Source organism: Aequorivita sublithincola DSM 14238, assembly GCF_000265385.1.
Classification (GTDB): domain Bacteria; phylum Bacteroidota; class Bacteroidia; order Flavobacteriales; family Flavobacteriaceae; genus Aequorivita; species Aequorivita sublithincola.
Genome location: NC_018013.1, coordinates 3,279,060 through 3,302,234 on the forward strand (window position 1 = coordinate 3,279,060; position 23,175 = coordinate 3,302,234).

Sequence of the window (23,175 nt, forward strand, 5' to 3'; positions counted from 1 at the left end):
TTGTGCATTTGTGGTAAAAAAAAGTTGATTGCTTTTGCTTAAATAACCGCAGAGGCGCAGAGGACGCGGAGAAAAATGTGATGCTTTGTGAACTCTGTGCCTCCTCTGTGCCTTTGTGGTAAAAAAAATCTTTACTTTTATTAGGAATGCTCCAAACGAGTCATTCCTTTTTCTTTTCTAGAAGAAACTAAAATAATTTTGCTATTTTCACTTCCTTAACATCACTATCATGAAAGACCCAAAAAGACTCTTCGACTTCCCATACTATCAGTTAGAAAAATATCCACAGGCTAAATCATTAAACACCAAATACAATGGTGAATGGAAAGCCACTTCTACTCAAGAATATTTAGATAAAGCCAACCAAATAAGCAGGGCTTTAATTGAAATGGATGTAAAACCTAATGATAAAGTCGCACTAATTTCAACAACAAATCGCACCGAATGGAATATTTGTGATATTGGTATTATGCAGACCGGAGCTCAGGATGTACCCGTTTATCCAACAATTTCACAAGAAGAATATGAATATGTTCTGAATCATAGTGAAGCTGTGTATTGTTTTGTTTCCGATAAAGAAGTTTATGACAAAGTGATGGCTATAAAAGCTAATGTTCCTTCCTTAAAAGAAGTTTATAGTTTTGACCAAATAGAAGGCGTAAAAAACTGGAGCGAAGTACTTGAAACCGGAAAGGATACAAAAAATCAAGAAGAATTAGATAAAAGAAAAGCAGCCATTAGTGAAGATGATGTGGCAACCTTAATTTATACCTCCGGAACTACGGGGAAGCCAAAAGGTGTTATGCTTTCACATAAAAACATTGCAACCAATGCTAAGTTTAGTGCAGAAAGATTGCCTATTGATATGGGAAAATCTTCATCTTTAAGCTTCTTACCCGTTTGCCACGTTTATGAACGTATGCTTTTATATATGTATCAATATTGTGGTGTCGAAATTTATTATGCTGAATCTTTAGATACCATAAGCGATAACCTAAAAGAGGTGAAGCCAGAAGTAATGACGGCTGTACCAAGAGTCTTAGAAAAGGTTTACGATAAAATTTATGCAAAAGGTGGCGAACTAACAGGCATTAAAAAGAAATTGTTTTTCTGGGCAATTGAATTAGGTTTAAAATACGAACCTTACGGAGAAAACGGTTGGTGGTATGAAACTCAACTTAAACTAGCTAATAAATTAATTTTCAGCAAATGGCGTGAAGCTTTGGGTGGTAATTTAAAAGCTATCGCCTCAGGTAGCGCTCCGCTACAACCACGATTGGCAAGAGTATTTAATGCTGGTGGCATTCCTGTAATGGAAGGTTATGGCTTAACAGAAACTTCGCCAGTAGTCTCGGTAAACGATATGCGTAATCACGGTTTCAAAATTGGAACTGTTGGAAAACCTTTAAGAGAAACCGAAGTTAAAATAGCTGAAGACGGTGAGATTTTGGTAAAAGGTCCGCAAGTAATGATTGGCTATTACAAAAACCAAGAACAGACCGATGAGGTTTTAAAAGACGGCTATTTCCACACTGGCGATATTGGCGAAATTGATAGCGAAGGATTCTTAAAAATTACGGACCGCAAAAAGGAAATGTTTAAAACCAGTGGCGGTAAATATGTAGCGCCACAAGTACTTGAAAACGTAATGAAACAATCTCGTTTCATAGAACAAATGATGGTAATTGGTGAAGGCGAAAAAATGCCAGCAGCTTTAATACAACCTGATTTTGAATTTATAAAGGAATGGGGCAGCAAGAAAGGAAGAAATATTTCATCAGACCCAAGAGAAATCGTGAAAAACCAGGCTGTAATAGATCGCATTCAAGAAGAAGTAGATCATTATAACGAAAAGTTTGGTCATTGGGAAAAAGTGAAAACATTTAGGCTAACACCCGACGTTTGGAGTATTGAAGGCGGGCAATTAACCCCAACGATGAAAATGAAACGTAAGATCATTAAAGAGCAGTATAAGGATTTGTATAATGAGATTTATGGGCATACTTCGTAAATAAACTATCTTTGATTGTTCACGCTATATATCTTTTAAATTTTATGAAGACTTTAGAAACTATAAAAAAGGAACTTGGCAGAAGCAAAGCTACTTTGGTTAAAAAATATCCTATAAAATCTTTAGCTATTTTTGGTTCTTTTGCACGAAATGAACAAACAAAAGATAGTGATTTGGATCTTTTAGTAGATTTCAATGCAAGCATAGGAATTCGTTTTATTGACCTTGCTGAAGAAATTGAAAACCAATTAGGATTAAAGATTGACCTCGTATCCAGAAATGGAGTAAAAGAAAAATATTTTAAAATAATCGAAGAAGATTTAATTTATGTCTAAACGTGATTATATACTTCTTTTGGAGGATATGCTAGAGGCAGCCTCCAAAATACAGTTATATACAAAGAATTTCACTTTAGAATCTTTTTGTGAAGACGATAAAACAATAGACGCTGTTGTAAGAAACTTTGAAATCATTGGCGAAGCAGCAAATCGAATCCATCCAGACTATAGAATTCAATATCCGCAAATTGCTTGGAATAGAATCCGCGGTTTCCGGAACCGTATTATTCATGAATATTTCGGGATTGATTATGAAATCGTTTGGAATATCATTGTCAATGATCTTTCAGAGCTTGTTTTGGATTTAAGTAATATTATTGATGGTTTAAAAAATGACTCTGAACAATGAACTGGATCCTCCTAATCATCGGCGGCCTCTTTGAAGTTGGCTTCGCAGCTTGCTTAGGCAAGGTAAAAGAAACTTCAGGACTAGAAGCAAAGCTTTGGTTTGGAGGATTTCTAATCTGTTTAGCGATAAGTATGCTTCTACTTATAAAAGCTTCAAAAACGCTTCCAATTGGTACTGCTTATGCAGTTTGGACTGGAATTGGCGCAGTTGGAACTGTTTTAATTGGTATTTTCTATTTTAATGAGCCAGCTACTTTTTGGCGTGTTTTTTTCCTAGGTACGCTCATCGCTTCTATTGTGGGGCTAAAATTCATTTCAACTTAAACAATGACTAAAAAACTTTCTATCATAATGCCAGCCTATAATGAAGCTGCGACTATTCATTTTATTCTAAACAAAATAAAAGCGGTTTCAATTTCAGAAAATATAGAAAAGGAAGTTATAATCGTAAATGACTTTTCAACCGATGCTACGAAAAAAGTAATTGAAACCTACCAAGCTGAAAACCCTGAACTCCACATTGCATATTTTGAACATTCCACAAATTTGGGGAAAGGAGCGGCGCTGCACACAGGTATATCTAAAGCTACAGGCGATTTCCTTATAATTCAAGATGCCGATTTAGAATATGATCCAGAAGAATATAATGAATTGCTAAAACCTATGCTTGACGGTTTTGCAGATGTAGTGTACGGTTCCCGATTTATGGGTGGAAAACCACATCGTATTTTGTTTTTTTGGCATTCTTTGGGTAATAAATTTTTAACCACGCTTTCCAATATGGTTACAGATTTGAACCTAACGGATATGGAAACTTGTTACAAACTTTTTAAAACCGAAATAATCCAAAATATTCCCCTAAAGGAAAATAGATTTGGTTTTGAACCAGAGGTAACCTCCAAAATTTCTCGTATCAAAAATATACGGATTTATGAAGTTGGGATTTCCTATTACGGAAGAACTTACGACGAAGGAAAAAAGATAGGTTGGAAAGACGGTTTTAGGGCAATTTACTGTATTTTGAAATATGGTTTATTCAGATTATAAGTTCCGAAACCTCATCACAATCCTCTTTGTTTTATTGGGATTGGTTCTCGTTTTACTCCAAACGCAAACATATAACTTGGGCGTTACTTCAGACGGTGTAAACTACATTGAAGTGGCTCGAAATATTATGAAAGGACACGGCATCGTTAATGATGCAGGAGATTTCATAAATCATTGGCCGCCGCTCTACGCTTTGGTTTTAGCAGGTTTTTCAAAGCTTTTGAATTTAGATCCATTTCTTTCTGGAAAATATTTAAACGCCATCCTTTTAGGAGTAACATTCTGGGTTTTCAACTTAATACTGAATCTCCATAGGACAACAGACAAAACACGTATTCTCATAAATGTTTTATTGTTTTTTTCAGTTTCCTTGAACATTTATACTTGGTTTCTTTCCGAACCGCTCTTCATTACTATTCTTCTGATTGCTCTTTATTTTTTCAGAAAATGGATACTTTTGAAGAAATCATATTTATTAATTTTAAGTGGATTAACGTTCAGTTTTTTAATTTTAATACGCTACGCCGGAATTGGTTTTGTAGGCGGTCTTCTTCTTTATCTATTGATTTCTAATAAGGAAACCATCTTAAGCAGAATAAAGAATTGCTTCCTTTTAATAGCTTCAATAGCGCCGATTACCTTAATTTGGTTTCTTTACAGTAGTGAACGAACAGGAGATATTGCTAACAGATCATTTAGTTTTCATCCGATTGGATTGGAAAATATTCTGAGTTTCGGAAAAACAATACTTTCTTGGGTACTTCCTTTTCAAAGTAATTTGCAACTCGCAATAGTAGGAATTATACTTTTTTGGGTTTTTATTTATGTAATTTTTAAAACACCAAACCTCAACACTAATTTGCGCACAGTTGCTAGACATAATAACGGCCATCTCTATATTTTTGGTTTAACGATTGTTTGTTATCTGCTTTTCATTGTTTTTTCAATTTCATTTATAGATGCCGCCATACCTATGGATAGTAGGATGATGGCTCCAATATTTCCGTTGTTGCTACTCTTGATTTCACCTTTTTTAGCGTTTTATATTTCAAAACCATTTAAAGCCACTGCTCTCAACTTCCTTGTTATTATTATCTTCATTCTTTCAGTAAATACTGCTATTTTATCTTGGTTTACTGCTATAAATGAAGGTCAGGGCATTACTTCGGAAAAATTTAAGAATTCAGATACGCTTCAAAGATTGCCTCAATTCTTAGACAAAGAGATTTACACGAACGACGTGAATTATATTTCCCTGTATTTCCCCGAAACATCTCAGCAACTAAAGCCGCTCCCAAAGTGGTTATTGCCTGGAAATATGATCGTAGATGTAAATAAGGAAGCCGAAATATTGAAAATGAAAGAAACCATAGAAAACAATGAGGCGGTTTTGATTTATTTCAATACTGTGAACTGGAAGTTCTACCAAATAAATTCTGAAGACATCAGAAAAATATTCAAAGATCGACCAATTATTGAAACGAAAGACGGCTTTATAATTGAATAAAACTTTTAGCAAAACAAATTTCTTCGCTATTAAAGTTCCGTTAAACCATTAAAAATCATTCATAGCCCCTTCCCGATTTCTTACCTTTATAAGTAATCTATTCTATAAAAATGAAGACCATTTGGACCATCGGCCATTCTACTCGTTCGCTAGAGGAATTTCTAATTCTGCTGAATTCCTTCAACATAAAAACGCTCGTAGATGTACGTCATTATCCAGGTTCACGAAAATTTCCACAGTTTAATAAAGACAGCTTAGAAGTTTCTCTTCCAGAATACGGAATTGAATACACGCATCTCGTCAACTTGGGCGGACGTAGAAAACCAATTCCAAATTCAAAAAATGATGCGTGGCGATTGGATTCGTTTAAAGGCTATGCAGATTATATGGAAACGGAAACTTTTCAAAAATCATTAAAAATTCTAGAAGAAATTGCTTCAGAAAAAAATACCGCGATAATGTGTGCTGAAGCCGTTTGGTGGAGCTGCCATCGTTCTATGATTTCAGATATTCTAAAAGTTGAAGGTTGGACTGTGCTTCATATTATGGGTGAAAATAAAGCAACCGAGCATCCGTACACCGCACCAGCAAAAGTAGTTGATGGAAAATTGAATTATGCGGCTACCGAGAAAGGGTAATTTGTTTTAAATATACTATGCGTGCATAACAAATTTTTTGTATCTTTGGTATTCAAATTTTTTTGAAAATCTTCAATGCAGGATAAACATAAAGAGAAAACCATAGATTATATGCTACGCTCCACTTGGATGAGCGTCATAAAAATGTATAATGAAGAAGCTGGGAAAAAAGGAAGCACCATGGCAACAGGCTTCGCATTAATAAGTATTGACTCCGAAGCTGGAACCCCAAGCACAGCGCTTGGGCCTAAAATGGGGATGGAAGCCACAAGCCTTTCGCGCACGTTGAAATCTATGGAACAGAAAGGATTGATAGAGCGAAGACCCAATCCAGAAGATGGTCGCGGAGTGTTGATTCATTTAACGCCCTTCGGAAAGGAAATGCGGGATTTTTCAAAAGGAGTTGTTTTGGGTTTTGACGAAGCGGTTAAAAAAAATGTGTCTGCAGAAGAATTACAAACTTTTAAAAAAGTAGCAAACACAATAAACGAATTGATTAATTCAAAGAAAATATACGAGTCAAATTAAGAAATAGAGATTAGAAATTAAAATGAAATTTCAAACTCATAACTCTAAACTCATAACTCATAACTAGAAAACATGTCAAAAAGAAGAATTAACAAAGTAGCGGTAATCGGTTCCGGAATTATGGGAAGCGGCATAGCTTGCCATTTCGCCAACATTGGCGTGGAAGTGCTTTTGCTGGACATTGTTCCCCGCGAACTTAATGATGCCGAAAAGAAAAAAGGTCTTACACTTGAAGACAAAGCGGTAAGAAATAGAATCGTAAACGACGATTTACAGAAAGCTATAAAAAGTAACCCTGCCCCACTCTACCACAAAGATTTTGCTAAGCGAATTTCCACAGGAAACTTGGAAGATGATATTTCTAAAGTAAAAACTGCAGATTGGATTATTGAAGTGGTTGTGGAACGTTTAGATATAAAGAAACAAGTTTTTGAAAACCTTGACAAACACAGAAAACCAGGAACACTTATTACTTCAAACACTTCAGGTATTCCTATTAAGTTTATGAGCGAAGGTAGAAGTGAAGATTTCCAAAAACATTTCTGCGGAACACACTTTTTCAATCCCCCGCGATATTTAAAACTTTTTGAAATTATTCCAGGACCAAAAACTTCAACTGAAGTTTTGGACTTCCTAAATGGTTATGGTGAAAAATTCCTCGGAAAAACTTCAGTCATTGCAAAAGACACTCCTGCTTTTATAGGAAACAGAATCGGAATCTTCGGTATTCAAAGCCTTTTTCACCAAGTAAAAGAAATGGGACTTACTGTTGAAGAAGTAGATAAATTAACTGGTCCAGTAATTGGCCGACCAAAATCTGCAACTTTCCGTACCGTTGATGTTGTAGGATTGGATACTTTAGTACACGTCGCCAAAGGAATTTACGATAACGTTCCTGAAGATGAAGAACACGGTATATTTCAAATTCCAGGTTTCATCGATACTATGATGGAGAAGAAATGGCTTGGAAGCAAAAGTGGACAAGGTTTCTATAAAAAAGTAAAAAATGACGACGGTAGCAGTGAAATTCTTACGCTCGACCTAAATTCATTAGACTACAGAAGCGCTAAAAAAGCATCTTTCGGCACTTTGGAAAAAACGAAATCGGTAGATAAAGTAACCGATCGTTTCCCAATTCTTATTGCTGGCGAAGACAAAGCAGGCGAATTTTACCGAAAAAACTTCGGTGCAATGTTCGCTTATGTTTCAAAAAGAATTCCTGAAATAACCGACGAGCTTTATAAGATTGATGATGCAATGAAAGCTGGTTTCGGTTGGGACAACGGTCCCTTCGAAATTTGGGATGCCGTTGGCGTTAAAAAAGGAATTGAATTAATTAAAGATTTAGGAAAAGAACCAGCCGCTTGGGTAAACGAAATGCTTGAAGCTGGCGTAGATTCCTTCTATTCCATAAAAGACGGAAACACTTATTATTACGATATTCCGCAGAAAAAACATTTAAAAGTTCCCGGACAAGATTCATTTATAATTCTGGATAACATTCGTAAAACTTCTGAAGTTTTCAGAAATAACGGAGTTGTTGTTGAAGATCTTGGCGATGGAATTCTGAATGTAGAATTCATCAGTAAAATGAACGCCGTTGGCGGCGATGTTTTAGCTGGAATCAACAAAGCCATTGACATGGCCGAAAAAGATTACGATGGTTTGGTTATTGCCAACAACGGTAAAAACTTCTCCGTTGGCGCAAACATCGGAATGATATTTATGATGGCAGTTGAGCAAGAATATGAAGAATTAAATGCTGCTGTAAAATATTTCCAAGATACTAGTATGCGTCTTCGCTACTCTTCTATTCCAGTTGTGGTTGCACCGCATGGAATGACTTTAGGCGGCGGTTGTGAATTTACACTTCACGCAGATAGAGTTGTTGCAGCTGCTGAAAGTTACATTGGTTTGGTTGAATTTGGCGTTGGAGTAATTCCTGGCGGCGGCGGTTCCAAAGAAATGGCGATGCGCGCGAGTGATTTATTTAGAAAAGATGATGTTGAGCTTAACACCCTTCAAGAATATTTCTTGACAATTGCAATGGCAAAAGTTTCCACTTCAGCTTATGAAGCTTATGATACTGGAATTCTTCAAAAAGGTAAAGATATAGTAATCGTAAATGAAGCTAGACAAATTGCCGCAGCTAAAGAAGTAGCACGTATGATGGCAGATCAAGGTTATACAAAACCAATTCCAAGAACAGATATAAAGGTTTTAGGAAAACAAGCTTTGGGAATGTTCTTAGTAGGAACTGACCAAATGCTCGCTGGAAACTACATAAGCGAACACGACAAGAAAATCGCCAATAAACTTGCCTACGTTATGGCTGGTGGTGATTTGAGTGAAAACAGCTTGGTGAGTGAACAGTACTTACTCGACCTTGAAAGAGAAGCATTCTTAAGTTTAGCTGGAGAACGTAAAACTTTGGAAAGACTTCAGCATATGATTCAGAAGGGAAAACCTTTAAGAAATTAGATTGTTAGATAATTAGAACTTTAGATTTTTAGAAATCGAAACCTCTAAAAATCCAATAATCCAAAATACTAGAAAAATGAAAACAGCATATATAGTAAAAGCATACCGAACCGCAGTCGGCAAAGCACCAAGAGGCGTTTTCCGCTTCAAAAGATCAGATGAACTCGCTGCGGAAACCATTAAATATATATTGAAAGAATTACCGCAACTCGACAAAAAACGAATTGACGACGTAATAGTAGGTAACGCGATGCCCGAAGCCGAGCAAGGCTTAAATATGGGCCGATTGATTTCCTTAATGGGCTTAGAAATAGTTGATGTTCCAGGGATGACAGTTAACCGTTACTGTGCTTCCGGTCTTGAAACCATCGCAATAGCTACTGCTAAAATTCAAAGTGGAATGGCAGATTGCATTATTGCTGGTGGTTCTGAAAGTATGAGCTATATCCCAATGGGCGGTTACAAACCTGTCCCAGATTATAAGTTAGCAAAAGAAGGTCACGAAGATTATTACTGGAATATGGGTTTAACTGCTGAAGCGGTTGCTAAAAAATACGATGTTTCACGTGAAGATCAAGATGAATTTGCTTACACAAGTCAGATGCGTGCTTTAAAAGCACAGGATGAGGATCGTTTTCAAGATCAAATTGTTCCAATAGATGTGGAACGCACTTTCGTAAACGATGCTGGAAAAAAAGTAACTGAAAGTTATACGGTTACTAAAGATGAAGGCCCTAGAAAAGGAACCAATATTGAAGCTCTTTCAAAACTTCGTCCGGTTTTCGCTGCTGGCGGAAGTGTTACCGCTGGAAATTCCTCACAAATGAGTGACGGCGCAGCTTTCGCAGTAATTATGAGTGAAGAAATGGTAAAAGAATTAAATCTTGAACCTATTGCCAGATTGGTAAGTTTTACTGCCGTTGGTGTTGAACCAAAAATTATGGGTATTGGGCCAATGTACGCAATTCCACAAGCATTGAAACAAGCTGGATTGAAGCAAGATCAAATGGAAATTATAGAATTGAATGAAGCTTTTGCATCACAATCTTTAGCAGTAATCCGCGGACTTGGTTTGAATAAAGAAATTGTAAACCCAAACGGAGGAGCAATCGCTATGGGTCATCCACTGGGATGTACTGGCGCAAAACTTTCCGTGCAACTTTTTGACGAAATGCGAAAACGAAACCTTCAAGGTAAATATGGAATGGTAACGATGTGCGTAGGAACCGGGCAAGGTGCTGCAGGAGTTTATGAATTTTTGAAATAACAACTTAACAAACTTATATAGTAATGGAAACTGAAACAAAAAATAAAGAATTACTGCGCGGAGGACAATTTCTAGTAAAAGAAACAAAAGCCGAAGACGTTTTCACACCAGAAGACTTTTCGGAAGAACAAAAAATGATGCGCGATTCTGTTAAGGAGTTTGTAGATCGTGAAATCTGGCCGTTAAAGGCACGCTTGGAGCAACACGACTACGCCCTTACCGAAGAGTTAATGCAAAAAGCTGGTGAAATGGGCCTTCTTGGCGTTGCTGTTCCAGAGGAATACGGCGGATTGGGAATGGGTTTCGTAACTACTATGTTGGTATGCGATTATATGTCTGGGGCTAGTGGCTCTGTGGCTACAGCTTTTGGAGCGCACACCGGAATTGGAACAATGCCTATCACCCTATACGGAACAGAAGAACAAAAGAAAAAATATGTCCCAAAATTAGCAACAGGCGAATGGTTTGGAGCGTATGCTTTAACTGAACCTGGTGCAGGAAGTGATGCGAACAGCGGAAAAACAAAAGCCGTTCTTTCTGAAGATGGAAAAACATACGCTATCAGCGGACAAAAAATGTGGATTTCTAATGCAGGATTCTGTAGTACATTCATTGTTTTTGCCAGAGTTGAAGACGATAAAAACATTACCGGATTTATCGTTGAAAACGATTCTTCAAACGGAATTACATTTGGCGAGGAAGAAAAGAAACTAGGTATACACTCCTCTTCTACTCGTCAGGTTTTCTTTAGCGACACCAAAGTTCCTGCAGAAAATATGTTGGGCGAAAGAGGCGAAGGTTTCAAAATAGCAATGAACGCTTTAAACGTGGGTCGTATAAAACTTGCTGCTGCGGGTCTTGATGGCCAACGTAGAGTTATTTCAAAAGCGGTGGAATACGCAAACGAAAGAATTCAATTTGACGTGCCTATTTCATCTTTTGGTGCTATTAAACTTAAATTAGCTGAAATGGCAACTAATGCCTATGTAGACGAAAGTGCTTCATATAGAGCAGCTAAAAATGTTGAAGATAGAATTGCTATGCGTGTTGCAGCTGGTAACAGCCACCAAGAAGCAGAATTAAAAGGAGTTGAAGAATATGCCATAGAGTGTTCCATATTGAAAGTGGCCGTTTCGGAAGATATCCAACATTGTACGGACGAAGGAATCCAGATTTTTGGAGGGATGGGTTACAGTGCAGAAGCACCTATGGAAGCGGCGTGGAGAGATGCTCGAATTACCCGTATTTATGAGGGAACCAACGAGATAAACAGAATGCTTTCGGTAGGAATGTTAGTGAAAAAAGCAATGAAAGGTCACGTAGATCTTTTAGGGCCTGCACAAGCTGTTGCTGGAGAGTTGATGGGAATTCCTTCTTTTGACACACCAGATTTCTCTGAATTGCTTTCAGAAGAAAAAGCAATGATCGCTAAACTTAAGAAAGTATTTTTAATGGTTGCAGGAAGCGCCGTTCAAAAATATGGAACTGAACTGGAAGAACACCAACAAACATTATTGGCTGCCGCAGATATCTTGATTGAAATCTATATGGCCGAAAGTGGAATTTTAAGAACCGAAAAAAATGCAAAACGTTTTGGCGAGGATTCTCAAAAAGAACAAATTGCAATGTCGCAATTATACCTTTATCACGCGGTGGATATTATTACGGTGAAAGCAAAAGAAGCAATACTTTCTTTCTCTGAAGGTGATGAACAACGCGCTATGCTAATGGGATTGAAACGTTTCACCAAGTATCAAAATATGCCAAATATTGGTGAAATTAGAAAAACGATTGCTGCCAAAGTAATTACTGAAAACAATTATCCGTTTTAATAATTCAAATTTTTATTTGAACTGATAAAATTATCAGACCTAACAGTGTCATTTCTATCCCGATAGCTATGGGGATAGAAATGACACTGTTAGGTTTTTTTTGATTAAAAAATTCTTATCTTTAGATTTATTCACTTTACGAAGGTCTATGAAAAATTTTCTTCTTGCAATTGTATGCATTCTTTGTTTTGCATTTTCGGTTAGTGATAGCTCGGGATTGAAAATTTTAATTTTCAATAGACTGCACGAATACACTTCAGAAAAATATCCTGAAAAAATTTATATTAAAACAGACAAACCATATTATACTGCTGGCGAAGACATCTGGTTCAATGCCTTTCTTGTTAATGGTGTTACCCACAAAAAAAGTGAAAAAAGCAAAATAATTTATGTTGAACTAATAAATGAAAACGGTGAAGTAATCAGCGAACGAAAATTATTTGTCGAATCTTTTAGTGCTGATGGAGATTTTAAATTACCTCTTACACTGAAAGATGGAACTTATCTTTTACGTGCTTACACAAACTATATGCGTAATCAGCCCAGGGATTATTTCTTCAAGAAGGAAATTCCTGTTTTTGCGCTAAATTCAGAAATTCCCGATAGCGATTCTATAGAAAATTCAGAAATAGAAACAAATTCAGAGTTGCCAGACATTGGTTTTTATCCGGAAGGTGGTTATCTAATTGACGGGATGACCAATAAAGTCGCTGTAAAAATTAAGGATGCGGAAATATCGTCTAAGCCTATCGTTGGAATTATTGAAGACTTCGAAGGAAATAAAGTCACAGATTTTAAAACTCTAGAATTTGGTCTCGGATTGTTTTATTTAAAACCTGAACCGGGCAAAGAATATCGCGCGGTTATTACAAATGGCGAAGAAAACATTCTCTATCCTTTACCTATTCCACTTTCTGAAGGCTATGTTTTAAACACTTCCACAACCGATAAAGAAGTTATAATAAACCTTAGAACAAACAAAAAAGAAGGATTGAAAAATATGCTAATCGTTGGTCAGCAAAGAGGTTTAGCTGCGTTTGATTATATCCAAGACCAGCAGACCAACACAATGTTGGTAAAAGTCCCAACTTCAGATTTGATTGAAGGTGTTTTGGATATTGTAGTTTTCAATGAATCTGAAAAACCTGTTGCTGAGCGAATGGTTTATATTAAAAAGAAAGAAAAAATTGCTGTTAAAGTGAAAAAGACAAACGGTTTCAACACTAGTATTCGCGATCGTGTAAACATGATAATTGATATTAGGGACGATAGCGGAAAGCTCGTTTCTGGAACCTTTTCTTTGTCGATAACAGATGCTGAATTAATCAAACCGAACAACAATGCAGAAAACATAAAGACCTATTTATTAATGAATTCTGATCTAAGAGGAAAAATAAAATCTCCAAACTATTTTTTCACTGCTGGCGACACTATAAAAAAGAACCAACAATTAGATTTAATAATGATGACTCACGGATGGCGACGCTTTAAGTGGCAGGAATTTATTCAGAATAGCGCCAGGCAAGATTACAAACCTGAAAAAGGAATATATATTAGCGGAAACACGATCAATGCAAAATCACCTTTTCAAAATAAATTTAGCGAAACCAAACTCACTTTCCGTAAAAAAGGTTTTTATCAAGAAACTGATAACACTAATGACATTGGGCATTTTTCTTATGGACCATTTGTATTTCATGATACTATTAACGTATTCTTGCAAGCTGGATCAAGTCTTAAATCTGAAAAACCAAATTTTGCTGACACCAATATTAAGTTGGCAACAGTTCCACAAAGACCCGGTATTATTCCTGATGAAATAAACAATACATTCAATCAAAAGTTGAGTATTGCTGATGAAGAGAAATATAGAAAAAAATCACGAAATAATGTATTTAGAGATTTTCAATTTGATGGCGAAAGAGAGGTATTAGATGAAGTTTTAGTAGAAACAAAAGTAATAACAAAAGAAGAAGTTGAAGAAATAAGGAGAAATAAACGAGCACGCATCTTTGCACCTTCTTACCGCGTCGTAGTAAGTGACATGGAACAAACGGGATCTAGCACTTTTATGGATTTAATAATAAATGTGCCGGGTATTAGAACAGGAAGATACACAAAAGACCCTAAAGATGCTGACGCCATATTTAGTATTGAAAATGTTGAAGTTAACCTTAGGGGAATGAAACCCACAATTTATTTAGATGATATAGAAGTTGACTTGAAGACGGCAAGATCTATTCATTCTGGAGATATAGATTTTATTGACATTCGAAATACTGGTCACTCCGCTGCTGCTTATGGTCTAAAAGCCCAAGGTATTATTGCAATATATACAAAACAAGGGGCAAACAGGAGGTCAAATGTTACAGACAAAAAACCAGGCTCAATTAATTATAAATTAGAAGGTTTTTACACCGCAAGAGAATTTTATGCGCCAGATTATTCGTTAGTAGATAGAAATAGAAGTCGCGAAGATAAACGAACTACTCTCTTTTGGAAGCCAAATTTAATAACACAAGGTTTTCAAAATCCTACAATTAGCTTTTACACAAGTGATGATAAAGGCCGTTTTCAAATAGAAATTGAAGGGGTTTCAAATTCAGGAATCCCAGTATACGCAACGGCTTTTTTAGAAGTAGAATAATTAATTCTATTTCTATTTAACCTTTCAGCAATAATTCATTTCGTTCCTTCAGGTTTGAAAAAATGAAATACAAACTCTAAATTTTCATTACTGATTACTGAAAACTGAATACTATTTTTTTTGGCTCAGAGTTTGCTACTTTTGAAGAAAAACAAACTATAATGAAAAAGCTTTTTTTCCTCTTCATCATCATAATTGCTAATTTCACCTTCGCCCAACAAAATACCGAAGTCTATGTTTTCGATCTCGCACCAGCTTATGAAGGCTTAGAGTTGATGAATGCTCGGAATATTTCAAACAACGAAGGCTATGACAATCAACCATCCTTCATTTCAAATGAAACACTTGTTTTTGCTGGAAACAACGAAGGTCAGACAGATATTTCAGAATATAATCTGAATTCAAAAATTCAAAAATGGGTCAATCAAAAAACAGAGGGCGGGGAATATTCTCCACAAAAATTTCCTTCTAATAACGATGTAGCTGCGGTTAGGCTAGATACGGATGGTCTTCAGAGATTGTACCGTTATGATGCGAAAACTGGTAAATCTTCAGAAATAATTAAAAGTTTACAAGTTGCTTATTTCGCTTTCTACGACGATACTAAAATGCTTGCCACAGTTTTGGATGGCGACAAAATGGATTTGACTTTAATTGATTTAGCTTCAAAAACCGCTGACACCTTGTTTTATAATGCTGGTCGTTCGCTTCAAAAAGTTCCAAAAACAAATTCAATGAGCTATTCATTAATAAATGGAGAAGGTAATCTAGACCTATATTTGCTAGATATGAATTCCTACGAAAGTTTCTTTATTAGTGAACTTCCTATCGGTATTCAAGATTATGTTTGGATTAACGACACACAAATTATTGTTGGTAGCGGCAACAAACTTTATATGTATGACACGCTTGGCGAAACCGAATGGAACCGCGTTGCATCTCTTGAAGAATATGGAATAAAAAGCATTTCCCGAATGGCAATAAGCCCTGATGGAAAGAAACTTGCCATTGTTGGAGAAAATTAACGGATAGCGGTCACTTACAATTACAAACCTAACAGACGTCATTGCGAGGCCATAGGCCGAAGCAATCTCCTGTTAGGTTTTTTTATGCGCTAGTAGGTCTTCGTCTTTCTTTTTGTTATTTTTAAACAAAATTCCATTGATGAAAAAGCTGCTCTTCCTTTCTATTTTAAGCATTTCGTTTTCCATTTTCTCCCAAACAGACCAAAAGATCTATGACATAGTTAGTTCAGTTTCTTCAAAAAGAATAAAAGCAGATGTAACAACTTTGGTCAATTTCGGAACTAGAAATACCTTTAGCGATACTGTTAGCAATACACGAGGAATAGGAGCTGCCAGAAGATGGATTAAATCTGAATTCGAAAATATTTCAAAGAATTGCAGCAATTGTCTAAATGTTTTCTACCAAAAAAATTTAGTAAAAGCTGAAGGAAATGATCGCGTTCCAACGGATACTTGGATTGTAAATGTGGCGGCAGTTCAAAAAGGAACAAAATATCCAAACCGTTATATTATTATGAGCGGCGATATAGATTCCAGAAACAGCGACGGCAGCGATTTCACAAAAGACGCTCCAGGCGCCAATGACAACGCCAGCGGAATGGCCGGAACTATTGAAGCAGCTCGCGTTCTTTCAAAATATAAATTTGAAAATAACATAATTTATTTAGGTTTGAGTGGCGAGGAACAAGGTCTTTTCGGTGGAAAAGGTTTTGCGGAATTCGCCAAAGACAACAATTGGGAAATTATCGGAGTTTTCAACAATGATATGATTGGCAATATAAAAGGTGTTGACGGCGTAATCAGCAATCGCGACTTCCGGATTTTCAGTGAACCCGTTCCGCCTACAGAAACAGAGCAAGAACGGCAAATGCGACGCTTTTATGGTGGTGAAGTTGATGGAATCTCCCGTCAATTGGCGCGTTACGTTTATAAAACTACAAAAACCTATATGCCGGAAATGAATCCTATGATGGTTTATCGTTTGGATCGTTTTGGTCGCGGTGGGCATCATAGACCATTCAACGATTTAGGTTGGGCGGGAATTCGGATTATGGAATCTCATGAAGATTACAACCATCAGCATCAAGATTTAAGAACCGAAAACGGTATTGAATACGGCGACAAGATAGAGTTCGTAAACTTTGACTATGCCGCAAAACTAACAGCCGTAAATGCAATCAATTTAGCAAGTATCGCTTCTGCCCCACCAGAACCAAAAAACGTAGCAATTGGTGGCGTTGTGGAAGCTTCGGCAAAGTTGAAGTGGGAAAAAGTTGACGGAGCCACAGGTTACAAAATATATTGGAGAGATACAACTTCACCAACTTGGGACCACAGACGCTACGTGGGCGATGTTTCCGAATTTACTTTGGAAGGAATTGTGATTGATAATTCATTTTTTGGCGTAGCTTCCGTTGGAAAAAATGGTTTTGAAAGCATTGTTGTTTTCCCAAATTCAGTATTTAGATAAAATTATTTATTATGAAAGAAAAAGTCTGTACCCTCGTTTTATTGATTCTTACTATTTCTGCATTTTCTCAAGAATTTACTCGCGCTGACACCCTTCGCGGCAGCATAACTCCTGAGAGAATTTGGTGGGACGTTACTTATTACGATTTAAAAGTCGCCGTAAATCCTTCCAATAAAACCATTGAAGGCAGCAACACCATTTCATATAAAGTCTTAAAACCAAACAATGTGATGCAGATTGATCTGCAAGCACCGATGAAGATTGATAAAATATTGCAAGACGGAAAAGAAATTTCATTCACTTCGGAAGGAAACGCGCACTTTTTAAAACTTCTAAAAAAACAACAAAGAGGAAAAGAAGAAAATATAATAATTTTCTTCTCTGGAAAACCGATAGAAGCACGACGTCCGCCTTGGGACGGTGGTTTCACTTGGACTAAAGACAGCAACGGAAAAGATTTTATAGCCACGAGTAACGAAGGAATTGGTTCCAGCGTTTGGTGGCCGCTGAAAGATCATCCGTCCGATGAGCCAGATAAGGGCATTACAATCTCCGTAACCGCTCCAAAAGACTTGATGGACGTAAGTAACGGAAGATTGATAAAAGTAGTTGAAACTGACAGTACAAAAACTTGGGTTTGGAAAGTGGTAAACCCAATTAATGCGTATGGAGTGAACATAAACATCGGCGATTACGTGCATTGGGGCGAAAAGTACAAAGGTGAAAAAAACATATTAGACATGGATTATTATGTGCTTCGCGAAAATGAAGCGAAGGCAAAAGAACAATTCAAACAAGCGCCGATGATGATGGAAGCTTTTGAACATTGGTTTGGCCCCTACCCTTTTTACGAAGATGGTTACAAGCTGGTTGAAGCGCCTTATTTGGGAATGGAACACCAAAGTAGTGTGACGTATGGCAATAAATTTGAAAACGGTTATTTAGGTCGCGATCTTTCAGAAACGGGATGGGGTTTGAAGTTCGATTTTATAATTATTCATGAAAGTGGCCACGAATGGTTTGCGAACAGTATAACTTCAAAAGATGTGGCAGATATGTGGGTTCACGAAGGGTTTACTAATTATTCTGAGAATTTGTATGTAGATTATTTCTTCGGAAAAAAGGCTTCTTCGGAATATGTTATTGGTACCAGAAAAAAGATTTTGAACGATCGTCCCATTATTGGGCAATACAATGTTAGCAATTCTGGAAGTAGCGATATGTATTACAAAGGTGGAAATATGCTTCATATGATTCGCCAACTTATTGACGATGACGAAAAATGGCGACAAATTCTTCGTGGTTTGAATAAAGAATTCTACCATCAAATCGTTACCACCAAACAAGTTGAAGATTACATAAGCAAAAAAAGCGGGATGGACTTAACTGCATTTTTTGAACAATATCTTAGAACTACGATGGTTCCAAAAATAGAATATGCTATTGATGGAAATAAATTGAAATATTGTTATGTAGCTATAGTCGAAAACTTCAAAATGCCCATTATTGCAATAATTAATGGAAAAGAAGAATGGATTAAACCAACTGCGGAATGGAAGACGAAGGAATTTCCTTCAGCAATTAAAACAATGGAAATTAGAGAAGATTTTTATGTAAAATCTGAACAGCAAAAGTAATGGATGAAAGGCCAGAACTTTATTTTGAGAGTGATACGCAATGGCGGGAATGGTTGCATGAAAACCATAATGATTTTCCAAATGGGGCCTACCTTATTTTTAACAAACTAGAAACCAAAATTCCAACAATGCGTTGGGAAGAAGCTGTTAGAGTGGCTTTGTGTTATGGCTGGATAGACAGTACTTCAAAAAGCTTAGGTGACGGAAAGCGCCGTCAATATTTTTGTAAACGAAATCCAAAAAGTGTTTGGAGCGCGCTTAACAAAGCACATTTAAAAGAATTAGAAAAAGAAAACCTGCTGCATAAAAGTGGAAAACTAGTTATTTCAGCAGCCAAGAAAAACGGAAGCTGGACTGCATTGGACGATGTTGAAAATTTAATTATTCCTGAAGATCTTCAAAAAAGTTTTGATGAAAATTCAAAAGCTTTTATAAATTATAAAAACTTCTCTCCTAGTAGTCGTAAAAGCTATCTATATTGGCTAAACCAAGCTAAACGTCAAGAAACCAGAGATAAGAGAATCTCAGAAATAGTAATTTTATGCGAAGAAAATAAAAAATTTAGATAATAAAGTTAGACTTATGCTATATAGAGCCTATTGGCAATTTTATAAAACCATTTTTCCGTTTATTGCGGCATTTTCAATTATGAGTCTGCTTTATTTAGGTTTACTTTGGGCGTTTGTTCTTTTTGCAACTGCTGGTCTTTCAATTGGTTTTTTAGGATTTCAAACATTTTATTATAACCAATTCTACTTTTACTTCAATCTTGGAATTACGAAATGGAAGCTTTTTAAGGTTTCATTTATCATCAATCTTTTGGTTGGCATCCCCATTTTTTTAGTATTATTAATCATTATCCGTTTTCTCTTTGGCAATATTCAAATTACATAGCGCTTTTATATGTTTTGGCGAAAAAGAAGTTCTTAAAGAGATTTCATTTTCTTTGAAAACTGGTGAGATTCTAGGTATTTTCGGAAGAAATGGTTGTGGAAAAACAACTTTATTGAAAATGATATTTGGAACATTGCAGTTAGGTTCAATAAATATTTCTATCAACGATCAAAAAATTAATCCTTTGGAGAACATTTCTAAAGAACGTATTGCCTATTTGCCTCAACATTCCTTTTTACCTAAAAATATTAAAGTTCGAGACATTATTCCAATCTATTTTGACCAAGAAAAAAAGCAAGAAGCGGTTTTTTATGATCCTTTAATTGCAAAACTAGCTGCAAAAAAAATTGGTGAACTTTCTCTTGGTCAAGTTCGTTATTTGGAAGTTTTATTAGTTGGTAATTTAAATCATTCTTTTTTAATGCTGGATGAACCATTCTCCATGATTGATCCCTTGCATAAAATGGAAATATCAAAATTATTAAACAAACTTAAAGCTGAAAAAGGAATAATAATCACAGATCATTATTATGAGGATGTGCTTAGAATTACAACCCAAAACTTAATTATAAAAGAAGGAATTTCAATACCAATTGAAAGCAAAGAAGATTTAAAAAAGCTTGAATATTTAGGGAAAAATACTTCATAAAAAAAGCCCCATTTCTGGAGCTTTTCTTTTAAAATTCAATTTAAATTGAATTACATTTTTGGCATTAACACTTTATCTACTACGTGCACAACACCGTTTGATGCGTCCATATCAGCACTTGTTACAGTAGCCATATTTCCTTTAGCATCTTTGATCATTACTTTACCATCTTTTTCAGACAGCGTAATTGTTTCTCCATTCATTGTGGTTACGTCAAGTTTTCCACCAGCTTCTTTAATTTTTGCTACAACATCAGCAGCATTCATTTTACCTTGAAGTACGTGATACTGAAGTAAGCTTTGAAGCTTTGCTTTATTCTCTGGCATCATTAGGTTATCCAATGTTGCTTTTGGAACTTTACTGAAAGCTTCGTTTGTTGGAGCGAAAACGGTATAGTCACCTTCAGCTTTTAAAGTTTGAGCCATATCAGCTGCTTGAAGAGCGCTTACCAAAGTAGACAAATCTGAATTTGCCATTGCTTTAGCAGCAATTGAATTGGCTTCCATATCTGCCATTTGAGCTTTGTTAGCTTCTTCAAGTTGCATTAATGAATCGCTTTCGCGCTGCATACGCATTTCTTCTTGAGCTTGCATTTCAGCTTCTTTCTTTTTAGAGTCATCACAGCTAGCAAATAGCATTGCTACGACGGCCATAGACATTACAATTGTTTTTAGTTTCATAATAGTTTCGTTGATTTTAAATTTGGGTCAAAGATATTCTTTTGTTCTGTGAAGTTTTTACCAATTGTAATTAATTTTTAGTTAAATTTTTGGAAATTCAATTATTTTGAATGTTAATACCTAAAATTTTCTAAATGTTAAATTTAGATTTCTCCAAATTAGTATCTTTAAAGAATTAATTTTTAAAACATACCAAAATGATTAAGTCAAAATACCAGAGCGTTCTGGATCTAGGAGAAAAATTAAACATCCAAAACGGTGATGTAAAAGAAGAAAACGGCCAACTTAAAGTTTGGGGAACTGCAAAGACTCCTTACGATAAAAACTTGCTTTGGGACGAAATAAAAAAGATTGGTGGTGAAAACCCAACAGATATTATGGCAGATATACAAGTTGCTGACAGCTCAGTTTTTGCTCGCCACACCGTGAAAAGCGGAGAAACCTTGGGTAAAATTGCTAAACAATATTATAAGGATTCTGGTAAATACAATGCTATTTACGAAGCAAACAAAGGAAAATTGAAATCTGCAGATCTTATTCATCCAGGTGATGAGTTGGTGATTCCAAATCTTTAATACCCGTTATAAAACAATAAAACCGCTAGTTTTAGTAAAAGCTAGCGGTTTTTTTGTGCTTATAATTTTAAAGCCCACTAATGTAACTTCCGTACAAATCTTTAAAGTGAAGCCCATTCCCTAAGCTAAACTTGCTTAATTTTTTATTTTCAGCCAAAGCCCAAAGAACAACTTCCTTCAAAAAGTAACTATCATTTTTTGAAGTTTCTGGTTGGTATTTTTCTATTAACTGTTGAAGCGGAATTATTCTATCCAATTCGGTTTTATATTCTTCATCTGAATAGGAATCGAGCAATTCAAAATCATTTTCTTCAAAAAACCAAGATACAATTTCAGCATACGGATCTGCGTCGCCATCTTTTGTGAGTTTTTCAATTTTAGGAAACTTCTCTTTAAATGTTGTATTCACGGCGTCCACAATCAATTGTTGTGCAACTTGCGAAATTCCTTCCTGTTCCCCTTCGTAAACCAATTCAATTTTTCCAGTGATTGATGGAATAATCCCTATAAAATCGCCTAAGCGAACTGAAGTTTTTTCTTCACCACTATGCAAAGCGCGCCTTTCAGCAGTACTTAAAAGATTTTCAAAAGCTGTAATACTTAAACGTGCGCTCACGCCGCTTTTTGCATCTATAAAATCATTTTCACGTGCTTCAAAACTTATTTGCTCCAAAACATCTTTGGCAAGATCTGGCACGTAAATGTTCGATTTCGTTTTGATTGCTTCTTCTGTTTCTTGCTCTGTAATTGTCCGAGCAGTCTTAATATCTTCGGGATAATGCGTTAAAATCTGTGAGCCAATTCTATCTTTTAGTGGTGTAACTATACTTCCACGATTTGTATAATCTTCAGGGTTTGCAGTAAATACAAACTGAATATCCAACGGCAATCGCACTGCGAAACCACGAATCTGTATATCTCCTTCCTGCAAAATATTGAAAAGTGCCACTTGAATTCTAGGTTGTAAATCTGGCAGCTCATTAATCACAAAAATACAGCGATTGCTTCGCGGAATCATTCCAAAATGAATCACACGGTCATCCGCATAAGTAAGTTTTAAGTTCGCAGCCTTTATAGGATCTACGTCACCTATAATATCAGCAACTGTAACGTCTGGTGTCGCTAATTTTTCAGAAAAGCGATCATCACGATGCATCCAACTTATTGGTGTATCATCTCCTTTATCGTGCATTAAATTTTTTGCGTAGCGCGAAATTGGATTAAATGGATCATCGTTAATCTCGCTGCCTTCAACCACTGGTATGTATTCGTCCAAAAGCCCAACCATTTGACGAGCCAAACGAGTTTTAGCCTGACCACGAAGACCTAAGAGGTTGATGTTGTGCTTTGAAAGAATGGCGCGTTCCAATTCCGGGATTACAGTTAATTCATAACCATGAATGCCAACAAAGGGCGTTTCCTTCTTCATTATTTTTTGAAGGAGGTTTCTACGCAATTCTTCTTTGATTGATTTTGGTGCATAACCCGATTTTTTGAGTTCGCCGAATGTTTTAATATTTTCTATATTCATAATTTATATTTCTATTTTTTTTAACCACAAAGGACACTAAGTTTTACACAGAGTTCACAAAGCTTCTAC

General features: G+C 36.0%; 21 protein-coding genes. 19 read left to right on the plus strand and 2 right to left on the minus strand.

What is annotated here, in order from left to right; translation table 11 throughout:
* The first annotated feature begins 229 nt into the window (after window positions 1–229).
* The 18 genes from AEQSU_RS14955 to AEQSU_RS15040 all read left to right on the plus strand — a co-directional run bounded on the left by AEQSU_RS14955 (window position 230) and on the right by AEQSU_RS15040 (window position 20,320).
* On the plus strand, window positions 230–2,011 hold the full coding sequence (locus AEQSU_RS14955; RefSeq protein WP_014783710.1) for an AMP-dependent synthetase/ligase: 1,782 nt from the start codon (window positions 230–232) through the stop codon (window positions 2,009–2,011).
* 44 nt (window positions 2,012–2,055) lie between these two features.
* Entirely contained in the window at window positions 2,056–2,346 is a 291-nt protein-coding gene (locus AEQSU_RS14960) for a nucleotidyltransferase family protein (protein ID WP_014783711.1), read from the plus strand.
* Window positions 2,339–2,698, plus strand: a complete 360-nt coding sequence (locus tag AEQSU_RS14965) for a HepT-like ribonuclease domain-containing protein (RefSeq protein WP_014783712.1) — start codon at window positions 2,339–2,341, stop codon at window positions 2,696–2,698. Before AEQSU_RS14960 ends, AEQSU_RS14965 begins: the two co-directional genes overlap by 8 nt.
* Complete coding sequence (locus AEQSU_RS14970; protein WP_014783713.1) at window positions 2,695–3,021, plus strand: DMT family transporter; 327 nt, start codon at window positions 2,695–2,697, stop codon at window positions 3,019–3,021. The genes AEQSU_RS14965 and AEQSU_RS14970 overlap by 4 nt, the downstream gene beginning before the upstream one ends.
* Before the next feature lie 3 nt (window positions 3,022–3,024).
* Window positions 3,025–3,744, plus strand: a complete 720-nt coding sequence (locus tag AEQSU_RS14975) for a glycosyltransferase family 2 protein (protein WP_014783714.1) — start codon at window positions 3,025–3,027, stop codon at window positions 3,742–3,744.
* Window positions 3,725–5,251 (plus strand): glycosyltransferase family protein, encoded by a 1,527-nt coding sequence (locus tag AEQSU_RS14980; protein WP_014783715.1) that lies wholly within the window; start codon window positions 3,725–3,727, stop codon window positions 5,249–5,251. The genes AEQSU_RS14975 and AEQSU_RS14980 overlap by 20 nt, the downstream gene beginning before the upstream one ends.
* A gap of 110 nt (window positions 5,252–5,361) precedes the next feature.
* A complete protein-coding gene (locus AEQSU_RS14985; protein ID WP_014783716.1) occupies window positions 5,362–5,889 on the plus strand; it encodes a DUF488 domain-containing protein in 528 nt (175 codons plus the stop codon).
* Between the two features lie 75 nt (window positions 5,890–5,964).
* Entirely contained in the window at window positions 5,965–6,417 is a 453-nt protein-coding gene (locus tag AEQSU_RS14990; protein WP_014783717.1) for a MarR family winged helix-turn-helix transcriptional regulator, read from the plus strand.
* Between the two features lie 72 nt (window positions 6,418–6,489).
* Entirely contained in the window at window positions 6,490–8,898 is a 2,409-nt protein-coding gene (locus AEQSU_RS14995) for a 3-hydroxyacyl-CoA dehydrogenase/enoyl-CoA hydratase family protein (RefSeq protein WP_014783718.1), read from the plus strand.
* A 76-nt stretch (window positions 8,899–8,974) separates the two neighbouring features.
* Entirely contained in the window at window positions 8,975–10,165 is a 1,191-nt protein-coding gene (locus tag AEQSU_RS15000) for an acetyl-CoA C-acyltransferase (protein ID WP_014783719.1), read from the plus strand.
* A gap of 23 nt (window positions 10,166–10,188) precedes the next feature.
* Complete coding sequence (locus AEQSU_RS15005) at window positions 10,189–11,997, plus strand: acyl-CoA dehydrogenase family protein (protein WP_014783720.1); 1,809 nt, start codon at window positions 10,189–10,191, stop codon at window positions 11,995–11,997.
* A gap of 148 nt (window positions 11,998–12,145) precedes the next feature.
* Window positions 12,146–14,644 (plus strand): alpha-2-macroglobulin family protein, encoded by a 2,499-nt coding sequence (locus tag AEQSU_RS15010; RefSeq protein WP_014783721.1) that lies wholly within the window; start codon window positions 12,146–12,148, stop codon window positions 14,642–14,644.
* Window positions 14,645–14,805: 161 nt separating this feature from the next.
* A complete protein-coding gene (locus AEQSU_RS15015; protein ID WP_014783722.1) occupies window positions 14,806–15,669 on the plus strand; it encodes a TolB family protein in 864 nt (287 codons plus the stop codon).
* A gap of 139 nt (window positions 15,670–15,808) precedes the next feature.
* A complete protein-coding gene (locus AEQSU_RS15020; RefSeq protein WP_014783723.1) occupies window positions 15,809–17,140 on the plus strand; it encodes a M28 family peptidase in 1,332 nt (443 codons plus the stop codon).
* An 11-nt stretch (window positions 17,141–17,151) separates the two neighbouring features.
* A complete protein-coding gene (locus AEQSU_RS15025) occupies window positions 17,152–18,777 on the plus strand; it encodes a M1 family metallopeptidase (RefSeq protein WP_014783724.1) in 1,626 nt (541 codons plus the stop codon).
* Entirely contained in the window at window positions 18,777–19,346 is a 570-nt protein-coding gene (locus AEQSU_RS15030; RefSeq protein WP_014783725.1) for a YdeI/OmpD-associated family protein, read from the plus strand. The genes AEQSU_RS15025 and AEQSU_RS15030 overlap by 1 nt, the downstream gene beginning before the upstream one ends.
* A 13-nt stretch (window positions 19,347–19,359) precedes the next feature.
* Entirely contained in the window at window positions 19,360–19,671 is a 312-nt protein-coding gene (locus AEQSU_RS15035; protein WP_014783726.1) for a hypothetical protein, read from the plus strand.
* The gene (locus tag AEQSU_RS15040) at window positions 19,649–20,320 is read left to right on the plus strand and encodes an ATP-binding cassette domain-containing protein (protein ID WP_014783727.1); all 672 of its coding nucleotides are present in this window, start codon (window positions 19,649–19,651) and stop codon (window positions 20,318–20,320) included. Before AEQSU_RS15035 ends, AEQSU_RS15040 begins: the two co-directional genes overlap by 23 nt.
* Before the next feature lie 50 nt (window positions 20,321–20,370).
* On the opposite strand, the gene AEQSU_RS15045 is transcribed toward AEQSU_RS15040, so the two are convergent.
* Window positions 20,371–21,000 (minus strand): fasciclin domain-containing protein, encoded by a 630-nt coding sequence (locus AEQSU_RS15045; RefSeq protein WP_042492126.1) that lies wholly within the window; start codon window positions 20,998–21,000, stop codon window positions 20,371–20,373.
* A 197-nt stretch (window positions 21,001–21,197) separates the two neighbouring features.
* Between AEQSU_RS15045 and AEQSU_RS15050 the strand changes: the two genes are divergently transcribed.
* Window positions 21,198–21,575 (plus strand): LysM peptidoglycan-binding domain-containing protein, encoded by a 378-nt coding sequence (locus AEQSU_RS15050; protein WP_014783729.1) that lies wholly within the window; start codon window positions 21,198–21,200, stop codon window positions 21,573–21,575.
* A gap of 67 nt (window positions 21,576–21,642) precedes the next feature.
* On the opposite strand, the gene AEQSU_RS15055 is transcribed toward AEQSU_RS15050, so the two are convergent.
* Window positions 21,643–23,106: a hypothetical protein gene (locus tag AEQSU_RS15055; RefSeq protein ID WP_014783730.1), complete on the minus strand. Its 1,464-nt coding sequence runs from the start codon at window positions 23,104–23,106 to the stop codon at window positions 21,643–21,645.
* Window positions 23,107–23,175 lie beyond the last annotated feature (69 nt).

Bases quoted from the DNA above. Each gene is read 5' to 3' on its own strand.
- AEQSU_RS15015 (WP_014783722.1), top strand. From the start codon at position 14,806: ATGAAAAAGCTTTTTTTCCTCTTCATCATCATAATTGCTAATTTCACC.
- AEQSU_RS15010 (WP_014783721.1), top strand. From the start codon at position 12,146: ATGAAAAATTTTCTTCTTGCAATTGTATGCATTCTTTGTTTTGCATTT.
- AEQSU_RS14975 (WP_014783714.1), top strand. From the start codon at position 3,025: ATGACTAAAAAACTTTCTATCATAATGCCAGCCTATAATGAAGCTGCG.
- AEQSU_RS14955 (WP_014783710.1), top strand. From the start codon at position 230: ATGAAAGACCCAAAAAGACTCTTCGACTTCCCATACTATCAGTTAGAA.
- AEQSU_RS15035 (WP_014783726.1), top strand. From the start codon at position 19,360: ATGCTATATAGAGCCTATTGGCAATTTTATAAAACCATTTTTCCGTTT.
- AEQSU_RS15025 (WP_014783724.1), top strand. From the start codon at position 17,152: ATGAAAGAAAAAGTCTGTACCCTCGTTTTATTGATTCTTACTATTTCT.
- AEQSU_RS14995 (WP_014783718.1), top strand. From the start codon at position 6,490: ATGTCAAAAAGAAGAATTAACAAAGTAGCGGTAATCGGTTCCGGAATT.
- AEQSU_RS15050 (WP_014783729.1), top strand. From the start codon at position 21,198: ATGATTAAGTCAAAATACCAGAGCGTTCTGGATCTAGGAGAAAAATTA.
- AEQSU_RS15000 (WP_014783719.1), top strand. From the start codon at position 8,975: ATGAAAACAGCATATATAGTAAAAGCATACCGAACCGCAGTCGGCAAA.
- AEQSU_RS14970 (WP_014783713.1), top strand. From the start codon at position 2,695: ATGAACTGGATCCTCCTAATCATCGGCGGCCTCTTTGAAGTTGGCTTC.
- AEQSU_RS14990 (WP_014783717.1), top strand. From the start codon at position 5,965: ATGCAGGATAAACATAAAGAGAAAACCATAGATTATATGCTACGCTCC.
- AEQSU_RS14985 (WP_014783716.1), top strand. From the start codon at position 5,362: ATGAAGACCATTTGGACCATCGGCCATTCTACTCGTTCGCTAGAGGAA.
- AEQSU_RS14980 (WP_014783715.1), top strand. From the start codon at position 3,725: ATGGTTTATTCAGATTATAAGTTCCGAAACCTCATCACAATCCTCTTT.
- AEQSU_RS15005 (WP_014783720.1), top strand. From the start codon at position 10,189: ATGGAAACTGAAACAAAAAATAAAGAATTACTGCGCGGAGGACAATTT.
- AEQSU_RS15045 (WP_042492126.1), bottom strand. From the start codon at position 21,000: ATGAAACTAAAAACAATTGTAATGTCTATGGCCGTCGTAGCAATGCTA.
- AEQSU_RS14965 (WP_014783712.1), top strand. From the start codon at position 2,339: ATGTCTAAACGTGATTATATACTTCTTTTGGAGGATATGCTAGAGGCA.
- AEQSU_RS15055 (WP_014783730.1), bottom strand. From the start codon at position 23,106: ATGAATATAGAAAATATTAAAACATTCGGCGAACTCAAAAAATCGGGT.
- AEQSU_RS15030 (WP_014783725.1), top strand. From the start codon at position 18,777: ATGGATGAAAGGCCAGAACTTTATTTTGAGAGTGATACGCAATGGCGG.
- AEQSU_RS14960 (WP_014783711.1), top strand. From the start codon at position 2,056: ATGAAGACTTTAGAAACTATAAAAAAGGAACTTGGCAGAAGCAAAGCT.
- AEQSU_RS15020 (WP_014783723.1), top strand. From the start codon at position 15,809: ATGAAAAAGCTGCTCTTCCTTTCTATTTTAAGCATTTCGTTTTCCATT.